This window comes from Metabacillus idriensis (genome assembly GCF_009674765.1).
Classification (GTDB): domain Bacteria; phylum Bacillota; class Bacilli; order Bacillales; family Bacillaceae; genus Bacillus_P; species Bacillus_P idriensis.
This window is the reverse complement of record NZ_WKKF01000002.1, coordinates 236,262-248,387: the sequence shown is the minus strand read 5'-3', so window position 1 is coordinate 248,387 and position 12,126 is coordinate 236,262. Positions and strand designations below refer to the sequence as shown.

Below are 12,126 nucleotides of genomic sequence, written 5' to 3'. Positions count from 1 at the left end.
GGAGCCGTTCTGGGCGAGGAGTTAGGAGGTGAAGCCGGACACCACGAAGTGCTGAACCGACTGCTTAGCTCCGACAGACAGATAAGGATCCGACAGAAAAGGCGCTTTTTGCCAATACTTTCGGAGCCGTTCTGGCCGAGGAGTTAGGAGGTGAAGCTGGACACCACCGAAATGCGGTGCAGCCCGTTCTGCATCGTAATTGACATAAGCACTTTTATTTTCCAAATTCCACCTCCCTTGTAGCTTTAATGTAAGCTGCTCTATTAAAGTCATCAGGATGATATACTTGCTAGTGAACAAAAGATGAGAGGTGACAGAATGCTAGAATCTTATAATCATCAAATTGAAACAGATTATGGCAGGAATTTGCCTGTCTTTGAAAATGAAGAATTGGCCAAAGTGTATTACTATGAACAACGGAAAGAGAACTTGTCTCTTTTAGAAGATATATATGCAGAACTCGGCTTAACATTAAACTATTCTGTAAAAAGTTTAATCCAGCTTGAAGAAGTGTACTTTTCATTTTTTCAGGAAAATAAGTTTCGTGACTTTCAGCTGTCTATTGGGGACTTGGAAGAATGCATGAGCATTTACTTTGGTGAAGTCGTCACGATTCATTTGGATGAAGCTTCATGGCTGGTCAAAGAATATTCGTTTACTGAAGGCGCCTACGTGATGGGACTGCAGTGCGGACGCTCTGCGACTTATTTTTCGAACCTGTTTGAAGATCATTACATGACTGCAAAGGATGCATCTGAACAGAAGATCTACAAGTTGTATAAGCGTTATGAGAAAAAAGGTAAAAAATGATGGAAAAGCAGCTGGAGAGTTCTCCAGCTGTTTTCTTTTTATAATTGGATTGAAACTCTACGTTTTTCCACATTCGACTGAATCGCCGCTTCATTCACTGCCGTTAGCAGCAAAGCATCTTCATTCGAAATAAATGGTGTTTTTCCAGACTGGATGGCGTCTGCCCATTGCTCCATTGGAATTGGCAGCTCTTTTGGCAGCTGCTCGATCACATGTGTACCTTCGCCATTTCTGAGTTCGACTTTTCCATCCTGAATCAGCAGGCATCCTTCGGTTCCGTACAATTCAAGATAAAACGGACTTCCATGTGAAACGAATGAGGTTTCGAGCACTCCAGTTACGCCGTTCTCATAGGAAACGAGTACAGACGCCTGGTCTTCGACTTCTTTTGAATAGACATAGTCAAAATGAGCGGATACTTCTTTAGGTTTTCCTGCGAGACGGTTGAGCAAGTAAATCGGATGTGCGCCTAAATCGATAAGAGCACCTCCGCCGCATTGCTCGGCATTGTAGAAGTGCGCCGGCAGCCATCCTTCAGGGTTTTCCGCAGAAGGCACTGAACCGTTATGAGCGACACGGCATCTTGCCATTTTGAGTTCTCCGATTAAGCCTTCTTTCAGCGCTTGTTCAGCATAAAGGTAATAATCAGTGCTTAGTCTTGGCATCGAGACCACAAGGGTCACTCCCGCTTTCTGGACAGCTTCAAAGATCTCTTTGCAATCCGCTGCTGTTAATGCCAGTACTTTTTCTGTAAAAACGTGTTTTCCATGCTGTGCTGCTTTGATAATGACATCCTTGTGCATGTTAGTCGGTGTATCAACAACCACCCCTTCGATGGCAGGGTTGCAGAGCACCTTCTCAAGCTCGGGCTCAAATGGAACATTCAGTTCATTGGCCCATTGCTGCCCTCTTTCTTTGTCCTCATCCCATACTTGAGTAATGTTCAATTTAGAACTGTTATGTATATCTCTTTCATAATCAACGGCATGAACGTGCCATTTGCTAAGCATAGCTACTGAAATCATTTTGTTTTCCCTCCCGGAAGTTTTTCATACATAATAGTAACTTCCTTTTCGAACACCTGATTTCCTTTTCTATTTTTAGAGAAAATTTTAATTAGAGAGGTTTTTTCTTTGGATAAAAGAGGGAATATGCTTGTTATCATCCTAAGGAGGAAAACGAATGAAGCTGCATAACGGTTCTCTATACTGGCCTAAAACGGTCAATGACATCCAGGCATACCCTGAACTTCAAGATACAATCACATGCGATGTTCTCATCGTTGGAGGCGGAATGTCAGGTGCTTTGTGCGCCCATACCCTTTCAAAATATGATTTAAATACAATAGTAGTCGAAAAAAGAACCGTCGGCAGCGGCAGTTCAAGTGCCAATACGGGGCTGCTGCAGTTTTCAAATGACACGATGCTGCATGAATTCATCAAAAAAATGGGCGAAGAGCAAGCGGTCCGATTTTATAAAATGTGCTTAAAAGCGGTAGATGAGCTCGAGCTTGCAGCTAAAAGTCTGCCCAAGGAAGTCGATTTCATCAGAAGAAAAAGCTTGTACTATGCAAGCACCTCTGGCGACAAATCAAAACTGAAAAGAGAGTTTAAAGCTCTATCTAAGCACGGTTTTCCTGCAGAGTTTTTGAAAAAAGATGAAATCAAAGAGCGATTCGGATTTGAGAAGCCGGCTGCTCTTTTGACAGATGGCGATGCTGAAGTGAATCCATATAAATTCATTCAAGCATTAATGGAACACGCTCATCAGAAGGGTGTGCGTATTTTTGAGAACACCGAAATTGAAGAGACTGACAGAGATGATGAATACGTCTATTTTCAATCCCCGCATGGGAGAATTGCTGCTAAAAAAGTGATTCATTCGACCGGCTATGAAACGATTCCTTTTGCGAAAAAACTTGGTGCTGAAGTGAACAGAACATATGCAATTGTGACAACGCCAGTGAAGTTTCTTGATCATTGGGAAGACCGGAGCCTGATTTGGGAAACGAAACGTCCCTATTTCTATATGAGGACAACGGTTGACGGCAGAATTGTAGCCGGAGGCCTGGATGAAGAAAAAATGGAAGCTCCAACAAATGAGGAAATCATCCGCGAACGCGGTCAGCGGCTCTTGGATAAAATCAATGAGCATTATCCGAGCTATGAAATGGAAGTGGATTCCGTATGGGGCGCAAGCTTTGGCGAATCAGACGACGGATTGCCGTTCATCGGAAAGCATCCAAAGAAAGACAACGTTTATTACTGTCTTGGCTATGGGGGAAATGGAACGGTCTATTCCATGCTTGGGGCTGAAATCTTGAAGGATCTGATTCTTTATGACTCTCACCCTGATGCAGAGATTGTGAGATTGGACAGATAAAAAGGAAAAGCTATGACTTTTCCTTTTTTTATGCAAACGCAAAAAAAACAGCACCGCCATCTGGCAATGCTGTTCTATTTATTTCTTCTTTTCATCATAGTATTGAACGGGATACATGGAGCCTTCTGAGACCATGTTATTATCATCAATATCTTGAGGATCTGGATGACCCGCTTTTTCAACAGGGAATGAATCAGTGTTTTTGCGTGCAAAATATGGAATCTTGTTTTTGGCGCTATTCACGAATCCTGTTACCTTTTGACGGTTAGACTTATCCTTTAACAAATAGGATGTCACTCCGACTCCGACTGTTGATAAGGCAATTCCTGAAATTAATGTTTTCTGTCTCATACAATTTGCTCCTTTCGTCTAGCAATTTGTTGCTTACTTTTAATTACCCGCTCTCATAATCCACAAAACATAAAATTTTATTCCTTCGTGCTTTGTTGAATTTTATCCGCACTTTGAGCTGTTTCATTCATAAAGCTTGCGATTTTCTTATTGTCATCGTTAAGTGTTTCAATTGTTGCACTCATCTCTTCCATGCTTGCTGAAGCTTCTTCAATGATGGCGGCAAGTTCGTTTGTAGATCTTTCGACACTGATTGTATTAGCTTCAACATCTTGTGCAATAGCTTCAAACCCGCTAAAGCTCTGGGTGATATTCTGCAATTTCCCCTTCAATTGGCTGAAGCTTGCACTTACCTCTTTTGTAAACTGAACGCTGCTTGATAAGTTAGTGCTGCTAACGGTCATTTTCTCCTCGGCCTCTGCACTTGTTTGATTGACTTGCTTTAGATTCTCAGTGATTTTCTTCGTTGTGTCATTCGTCAGTTCGGCAAGCTTGCGGATTTCCTGAGCGACAACAGAAAATCCTTTTCCGGCTTCTCCCGCTCTTGCAGCTTCAATCGAAGCGTTTAAGGCAAGTAAGTTTGTTTGCTCCGTGATTTGTCTGATGTTATTTGTGAATTGATTGGTTTCGTCTATTTTTAAATTAAGAAGCTTGAAGGTCTCATTTAATGCGACTACTACCTCTTGCAGGTGATCCATTTGGTTCGAAAGCTGAACGACCTTTTCTCCGCTTTTGTCAGCTATGTCGCTTGCCTGCTTGGAATCTTGATTCAAACGTGCTGATATTTCACTCAGTTCTTTTATCGAAAGCATATTATTATGTGCGTTCTCGGCAATCTCACTGATTTGTTCGCTTTGAATCTGGCTTCCAGCTGATACCTCATTAATGGCAATCGTCATTTCAGCCTGCGCTCTTGCATTTTGCTGCACACGGTCATTCACTTTTGTAATGTGATCCGCTATACTGCCTACTTCCCTTTCAAGGTTTTGTTTTTGCTCTTCTTTCATTTTTGCATCGGCCTCTGCACCTGCAATGAAGTCCTGAAGCTGTTTAAATTGCTTATTGTTTAAGCGGATTAAAACACCAAGAAGAATGCCGGCCAAGACATATGTGATCATGATCGCCCCAATGCTGTCCAGAATAATTGCTTGTTCCTTAGATGGGACAAGTGCATTCACTATTAGTCCAATAAAGCCAGCTATATAACCGATGGCAAACACAATGGGATGGTATTGAACCGCTGAAAAGATGGCCAGAAATAGCATAATAGCAACTAATGAAAGATTCGCCCCTGTTATAAAGATCGACACTGTAGTAGCACTATAGATCATCACAACGCTGAAATACGGAAATAAGAATTCTTTCTTTATAATAAAGTGGAATAGCACATAAAACAAAATGAGTAAAATAAGTTCCGTTAAATAGACAGGACTTTGTTCGAATTGTTTTGTCATAAGGACATAAATAAAAGCCAAAAGAGCGGAAGTTCCAAATGTAAAAAGCATCAGCTTGTTCTTGCTCTTCAAATCTTCGTATTTCACTTTTTCTAAAGCTGTCATAATTTCTCCCCTGTAATCATGATCTTTTATTTTTTATATCGACAGCGCTTTCACTTTATTTATATCTCCAAAAAAATAAACGCTGCACCAAAGATGCAAGCGTTCAGATGTTACCTTTTCTTCTTATTCCGGCTGTAAATATCAAACCATACGGCAAGGACCAGGATGCTTCCTTTTACAATCAGCTGCCAGTACGCATCGATGTTCATAATGCTCATGCCGTTATCCAGACTTGCCATTACCAGTGCTCCGATGATTGCGCCTGGAATAGTGCCGATTCCCCCCATTAAGCTCGTTCCGCCGATGACACAGGCTGCAATCGCATCTAGCTCATACATGTTCCCTGCCCCAACTGTTGCCGCATTAACGCGTGCTGTAAGAACAAGGCCGGCAATGGCTGCAAGTGTATTCCCGAGAACGAAGACAAGCAGAATTCTCCGTTTCATGTTAATCCCCGACAGGACAGCTGCCTCCGGATTTCCTCCAATCGCATAGACCTGTCTGCCGAACACGGTCTTTTTTGCAATAAAGTGAAACACGACTGCGAGCAAAATCACGGTGATAAACGGAATTGGAATCCCCTGATATTGATTCATCAAGTAAACGAACGTAAAGATCAGCAATCCAAACCCAACAGATGTAATAAGTGTCCAATTCATAGAGAGAACTTCAAATCCGTACTTAATTCTCGCATTGCGCTGTCTGATTAAAAAGAAGACGGCAAGAATAAAGGCGATGGCTCCAATTACAAGACCAACTGCAGGAGGCACATATCCCTGACCGATAAATTTCAGCTCAGGAGAAAGCGGGGCGACTGTCATACTGCCGGTAATCCCCGTTAATATTCCGCGGAAGATCAGCATGCCTCCAAGAGTGACGATAAAAGCAGGCACCGCCCTGTAGGCAATCCACCAGCCCTGCCATAAGCCGATCAATGCTCCTAATAAAACCGTTGCGATGATGACCGGCACCGTATCCCAGCCAAGCCATACATTCAGGATTGCTGCAACTCCCCCTGTCAATCCGACAAGCGAGCCTACAGAGAGGTCAATTTGACCCGATACGATAATCAGGACCATGCCGATTGCTAAAATGGAGGTAACAGACATTTGCAAAAAGAGATTGGATAAGTTCCTTGGTGTTAAAAAGGTATCATTTGATACAGAAAATAAGATCCAGATGACGATTAATGCCCCTATCATGGAATATGCGCGGATATCAATTGTAAAAAGACTGATCTTTTTTTCTTTTATCGGTGTTTGCTTTTTATTGATATTCAGGTTCGTATTCATCCTGCAAGTCCTCCTGTCGCTGCTCTCATGATCTTTTCCTGTGTCGCCTCTTCCGCCTGAAATTCCCCTGTGAATCTTCCTTCAGACATAACCAAAATCCGGTGACTCATGCCCAGTACTTCAGGCAGTTCTGACGAAATCATGATGATAGCCACGCCCTCTTTCACAAGCTCGTTCATAATGTTGTAGATTTCTAGCTTGGCTCCAACATCAATTCCCCTTGTCGGTTCATCCAGAATCAGCACCTTCGGCTTTGTCATCAGCCACTTTCCGATAACCACCTTCTGCTGATTTCCTCCGCTCAGTGTGCCGACAACCGTTTCAACCGAAGGAGCTTTTATCCTTAACTGCTTCAAATACTGATTTCCGCTGTGAATCTCTTCATTCTGATTGATCATGCCGTACGATGAGATGCGCCTAAGGCTTGGCAGAGTCACGTTATTTTGAATATCCATGTTTAAAACGAGTCCGAATTTCTTGCGGTCCTCCGAGACGAGCGCCAGGCCGTTTTCGATTGCATGCTTAACTGATTTATTTTTTGCAGCTTTGCCGTCTATCTCAATCGTCCCTTGAGATAAGCCTGCATATGCCCCGAATAAACTCATTACAAGCTCTGTTCTGCCAGATCCCATCAGTCCGGCAATGCCGAGGATTTCTCCTTTTCTGACTTGGAAGGAAACAGAATCAATTACTTTTTTTCCTGGCAATTCCGGATGATAGACACTGTAATCATCCACCTTCAGCATCGTTTCTTTAGGATTCGCGATCATGCGGGGATACCGGTCTTTAATCTCACGTCCAACCATGTACGCAATCACTTTATCCTCAGTCATGTCTTCAACTCTTTGAGAGGTTACGGTTTTTCCGTCCCGCAAAACCGTGATGGTATCTGCGATTTCAAACACCTCTCCCAGTTTGTGGGAAATATAGATGCACGTGACGCCCCGCTCTTTAAATTCTTTCAAAATAGCGAGCAGGATCTTAACCTCCTGTTCCGTAAGTGCGGCAGTCGGTTCATCCAGAATGAGTATTTTTGCATTTTTGGAGAGGGCCTTGGCGATTTCGACCAGCTGCTGCTGGCCGATGCCAAGTGTCCCGGTAATTGTATCTGGGCTGACACCCTTTAAGCCCACCTCCGCCAGCCATTTTTCACACACCTGGATCATCATATTCTGATCAATAATGCCAAACGTGGCAGGTTCATTCCCGAGAATTAAGTTTTCAGCTACCGTCATTTGTCTGACCAGAGCAAGCTCCTGATAAATAATCGAGATGCCGGCTTTTTCTGCATCCTTGATCGTTTTAAAAGACTGCTCCACTCCTTCAACAGAGATGGAGCCTGTATATGTTCCGGCTGGGTAAAGACCGCTCATCACCTTCATTAAAGTCGATTTACCTGCACCATTTTCACCGCAGAGTGCATGGATTTCGCCTTTTTTCACGTTAAATGTCACGTTATCGAGGGCTTTGACGCCTGGAAATTCTTTTGTAATTCCGTTCATTTCTAATACTGATGACACCGCAGGTCCTCCTTTAGCGGGCGGGAACTATTGAAGTATGGTTTTGCCTTCAATTTGATCCGCCTATTTTTTCGATTCTTTCTAGAAAAAAATGCGGAATACAGTGCATTCCGCATTTTCATTCCTTTTTATTTATAAACGTCCTCTTTTTTATGGAAGCCGTCTTTAATGATGGTGTCATCGATGTTATCTTTGTTGACCGCAACCGGATCGAGCAATAAAGATGGCACGTCAATTTTGCCGTTGTTCACTTTACCGTTCGTTTCCACTTTTTCGTCGTTCGCCATTTTCACAGCTAAGTCAGCTACAGTTTCAGCAATCAATGTGATTGGTTTGTAAACCGTCATTGTCTGTGTGCCTTCTACGATACGCTGTGCAGCTGCAAGCTCTGCATCCTGGCCTGATACCGGAACCTTTCCGTCCAATCCTTGTGCTGCAAGCGCCTGAATAACGCCGCCAGCCGTACCATCGTTCGCTGCCACTACAGCATCGACTTTATTGTTGTTTGCCGTTAAAGCATTTTCCATATTCGCAAGTGCGTTCGCAGGATCCCATTCTTCTGTCCACTGATCGTAAACAACTTTGATATCGCCGCTGTCAATTAACGGCTGAAGCACGTTCATTTGTCCTTTTTTGAAAAGATGGGCATTGTTATCTGTGTCTGCTCCTTCAATTAAGACATAGTTTCCTTTAGGAACAAGCTCTGTGATAGCTGTTGCCTGCATTTCCCCTACACGCTCATTATCGAAAGAAACGTATAAATCCACATCTGAATTTTTGATTAAGCGGTCGTATGAAATAACCTTTACATCCTCTTGATGAGCCATTTCTACAATCGAAGCCGCTACCTCTGCGTTATGAGGAACTACTACTAAAATATCAACGCCCTGGCTGATTAAGTTTTCAGCCTGTGCAATTTGCTTTGCATCGTCGCCATTTGCTGCCTGTACATTTACCTTCGCGCCAAGTGATTCCGCTTTTTCTACGAACAAATCACGGTCGCGCTGCCAGCGTTCTTCCTCCAGCGTATCCATCGAGAATCCAATCACTAATTCATCATCATCTTTAGAACCGCCGCCATCCCCTTTAGTCGGCTCAGATCCTGAGTTATTGCATGCAGCTAGACCAAACACAAAAATCATCAGCATAAACAGCATAAAAAACTTTTTCATTTCCCCATCCCCCTTTGGACATTCCATCTTACAAGACTAACTTTATCATCTGTGTAAGCGTTTTATTTAAAGTGATTCCTGTACTTTTTTAAGATATATAGCATTATTTTCAGAATAACAGCAACCGCTTTCATTCTTCTAAAAAAAGACTGTACCGCTAACTGTTTATCAGCGATACAGCCTTTTTATTCCGCATGTCAATGAGAATGAGCACCTTCTTCTTTTTCCTCGTGGACATAGGGCTGTGCGGGAGGTTTTATTTTTGAGATCTTCTTAATTTGCAGATATGGTACCTCAGTGGAGGAATAAGCAGCTGTACTTAACTCCCCTGAGACGCTGACCCACTGATTATCTTGAAGATCTTTTGCCTTTTCCATCGCAGAAAGAAGACCATATAACCCGTCATGCTCATCTACACAGCACGGATCACCGCTTCTTGCAACTACAAATTGCGTTTCCGAAAAATCCTTTTCACGGTGGACAAATCCAGTCAGTTCAACCTGTTTTCCCGCAAACTCCTTTGGAAACCGGTCTAGAACATCCAAAATGGAAATGTAATTTTCATTGGAAAGAATGATTGTATCCATCTTCAATAAATCATTCTTTTGATCTTCATAATATTCATCAGGCTTATCTTCCGCATGATGATGATCATCTTCTAGCTCAGGTTTATATTTTTCATCCAGCTTTTCCATATAGCCGTCAGGATCCTCTAAATACTCTTTGGCATTTGCCAACGGTTCTTCTTTTTTCTGAGAAGCTTCTTGTTTTTCCGGCTCTCTCACTTCTTTTTCAGGCTGCATACTCATTACAAAAACAAATACAATACTTCCTATGATCAAAAGACCTAAAGCGGCCGTTAAAAAATTTTTCATCTTTGTTAACTCCTACTCGATTTCTGGGAACTGCCCTCTCTTTAGTTTAACAAAAAAGAAGGAAGTTTCGGTAAGAAATAAATCTCTGATTCTTTGATAGAATTACTAATTCCTTATATTTTCACTAGCATCATTTGCATACATGTGTATTTTCATACAACCAAAAACAAACTCTTAAATCACTCAAAACTTATATTTTATGGTATTTCAACTAACTTCCCATGAATCTACCAAAAAAACTATTGCATATAAATTCAAATTAATGCAAGATTATGTATATATTATTTTTCACTATCACTTAAGGAGGACAGCCGGATGGAACATCTTGGATGGGTTTCAATCATTCCGCCACTATTAGCGATTGTGGCAGCACTTGTGACCAAAAACGTTATTATTTCATTATTTATAGGGACTTTTTCCGGAGTTTTAATTTTAACTGGGGGAATGCCGCTTAGTGCAACTAAAACCATCATCAGCGATTATTTGTTTTTCCAATTAACAGACGGATATAATGCGGGAGTACTTGTACTGCTTGTTTTTATCGGAGGATTTGTGGCACTGATGGAAAAGTCAGGGGGAGCCGCTGCCTTTGCAGAAAAGGTTATCCGATTTTTAAATTCAAAGGCGAAAACACAACTAGCTGCTTGGTTTGGCGGTATTATCATCTTTTTCTCAGATCTCGGTACACCGCTCCTGGTAGGCCCGATATTTGAAAAAATATTTGATAAAGCAAAGATCTCAAGAGAAAAGTTAGCGTGGATTATTGATTCTACCGCTTCCCCAGTCGCCGTACTTATCCCATTTATCGGGTGGGGCGTTTATATCATGGGTCTGATTCAAAAAGAGTTTGACAGCTTGAAAATTACCGAAACAGATTGGGATGCATTCATACAAGCGATCCCTTTTCAATTCTATCCAATCTTAGCAGTATTGATGGTTCCGCTTGTTGCCTTAACGAAGCTGGAGTTTGGCGCAATGGCAAAAGCTGAAAAGCGGGTACAGGAAACCGGCGCTTTATTTTGGCCGAATTCAAAACCAATGAGAAAGCCTGACAATATGACAGAACTTCAGAATACAAAGAGCAAGGCAAGCTTAATCTTTGTTCCTCTCCTCGTATTACTTGTCACTTTATTTGGAATGCTGATTCCTCTCGGATTTCCATTTGAAAAAATTGATGGCAGCGCATTCCGTGTCGCTTTAACAACTGCCTACTTATTCGCAGCGATCGTATTGATTGGGCTGATGGTTTTCTATAAAGTAAAAAAATTCAATGAAGTTTTCGATATCTATTTGTCAGGCATGCAAAGAATGATGACTGTCGCAGCCATTCTTGTATTAGCCTGGTCCCTTGGTACAGTCATGAAAAACTTAGGAACAGCAAACTATGTAGTAGAAATCATGGATGGAAACATCCCTGTCTATTTGATTCCAATTATTCTATTCGCGGGTGGAGCATGTATGTCATTTGCCACGGGAACGTCATGGGGCACTTTCGCCATCATGATGCCGCTTGCTATTCCGATGGCTGTACATCTTGATGCTTCAATCTATGTCTGCATTGGAGCCGTGTTGTCAGGAGGGATTTTCGGGGACCACTGTTCGCCAATCTCTGATACGTCAATCCTATCTTCTACAGGAGCCGGCTCGGACCATATTGATCACGTAAAGACACAGCTTCCCTATGCCTTATTAAATGGCGCGGCTGCACTTGCTGCTTACTTGATTGCAGGTTTAACTTCAAGCGTCCTTTCCCTTGGAGCGGCTATTATGATCATGATCACGGCAGTTGTCGTTATTTCAAAATGGCAGAATCAAAAAATGGTCGGGGCAGATAAGGGCAATTATCTTAATTGAGGGTACTAGCATAAGAATTAAAAGAACAAAAAACAGTGAATTCTACAATAGAATTCACTGTTTTTTTATTAGGCTGTTTTTGAATAAATTGTTGTTTTCGATAATAAATGTTGTCCGTTGCTTTCCGCTACAGGCATTTGCTTTCCGCGGGGAGGGTGGGAGCCTCCTCGGCTATGCCTGCGGGGTCTCCCATTTCCCTCTTTTTTCCCGCAGGAGTCAAATGCCTTCCGCTACAATCCACTTAAGGATTTAAACACGTAGTCTAAATGCAACAAAGTTTACGAAAAGATCCTTTAATAACAACAGACTCA

11 protein-coding genes are annotated in these 12,126 nt (G+C 42.2%); 3 read left to right on the top strand and 8 right to left on the bottom strand.

All coding sequences use genetic code 11. The annotated features are described in order from the left end of the window. Positions 1-21: 21 nt before the first annotated feature. Complete coding sequence (locus GJU41_RS09530; protein WP_154318436.1) at positions 22-225, bottom strand: hypothetical protein; 204 nt, start codon at positions 223-225, stop codon at positions 22-24. Positions 226-318: 93 nt separating this feature from the next. Here GJU41_RS09530 and GJU41_RS09525 point away from each other — a divergent pair, with 93 nt between their 5' ends. After that, positions 319-810 (top strand): hypothetical protein, encoded by a 492-nt coding sequence (locus tag GJU41_RS09525; RefSeq protein ID WP_154318435.1) that lies wholly within the window; start codon positions 319-321, stop codon positions 808-810. 38 nt (positions 811-848) lie between these two features. Here GJU41_RS09525 and GJU41_RS09520 read toward each other — a convergent pair whose 3' ends face one another. Then, on the bottom strand, positions 849-1,835 hold the full coding sequence (locus GJU41_RS09520; protein ID WP_070875402.1) for a Gfo/Idh/MocA family protein: 987 nt from the start codon (positions 1,833-1,835) through the stop codon (positions 849-851). Between the two features lie 157 nt (positions 1,836-1,992). Between GJU41_RS09520 and GJU41_RS09515 the strand changes: the two genes are divergently transcribed. Continuing rightward, positions 1,993-3,192: an NAD(P)/FAD-dependent oxidoreductase gene (locus GJU41_RS09515; protein ID WP_154318434.1), complete on the top strand. Its 1,200-nt coding sequence runs from the start codon at positions 1,993-1,995 to the stop codon at positions 3,190-3,192. A gap of 78 nt (positions 3,193-3,270) precedes the next feature. Here GJU41_RS09515 and GJU41_RS09510 read toward each other — a convergent pair whose 3' ends face one another. From GJU41_RS09510 to GJU41_RS09485, 6 genes are all read right to left on the bottom strand, one after another. After that, the gene (locus tag GJU41_RS09510) at positions 3,271-3,543 is read right to left on the bottom strand and encodes a hypothetical protein (RefSeq protein WP_070875404.1); all 273 of its coding nucleotides are present in this window, start codon (positions 3,541-3,543) and stop codon (positions 3,271-3,273) included. A gap of 77 nt (positions 3,544-3,620) precedes the next feature. After that, the gene (locus tag GJU41_RS09505; RefSeq protein WP_154318433.1) at positions 3,621-5,102 is read right to left on the bottom strand and encodes a methyl-accepting chemotaxis protein; all 1,482 of its coding nucleotides are present in this window, start codon (positions 5,100-5,102) and stop codon (positions 3,621-3,623) included. Positions 5,103-5,212: 110 nt separating this feature from the next. Then, positions 5,213-6,394 carry a sugar ABC transporter permease gene (locus GJU41_RS09500; RefSeq protein ID WP_154318432.1) on the bottom strand — a complete coding sequence of 394 codons (1,182 nt, stop codon included), beginning with the start codon at positions 6,392-6,394 and terminating at the stop codon, positions 5,213-5,215. Further along, entirely contained in the window at positions 6,391-7,896 is a 1,506-nt protein-coding gene (locus GJU41_RS09495; protein WP_154318855.1) for a xylose ABC transporter ATP-binding protein, read from the bottom strand. Before GJU41_RS09495 ends, GJU41_RS09500 begins: the two co-directional genes overlap by 4 nt. Positions 7,897-8,042: 146 nt before the next feature. Further along, positions 8,043-9,086 carry a D-xylose ABC transporter substrate-binding protein gene (gene xylF / locus GJU41_RS09490; RefSeq protein WP_154318431.1) on the bottom strand — a complete coding sequence of 348 codons (1,044 nt, stop codon included), beginning with the start codon at positions 9,084-9,086 and terminating at the stop codon, positions 8,043-8,045. Positions 9,087-9,283: 197 nt separating this feature from the next. Beyond that, positions 9,284-9,961 (bottom strand): TIGR03943 family putative permease subunit, encoded by a 678-nt coding sequence (locus GJU41_RS09485; protein WP_154318430.1) that lies wholly within the window; start codon positions 9,959-9,961, stop codon positions 9,284-9,286. 315 nt (positions 9,962-10,276) lie between these two features. On the opposite strand from GJU41_RS09485, the gene GJU41_RS09480 reads away from it, so the two are divergent. Continuing rightward, complete coding sequence (locus tag GJU41_RS09480) at positions 10,277-11,815, top strand: Na+/H+ antiporter NhaC family protein (RefSeq protein WP_154318429.1); 1,539 nt, start codon at positions 10,277-10,279, stop codon at positions 11,813-11,815. Positions 11,816-12,126 lie beyond the last annotated feature (311 nt).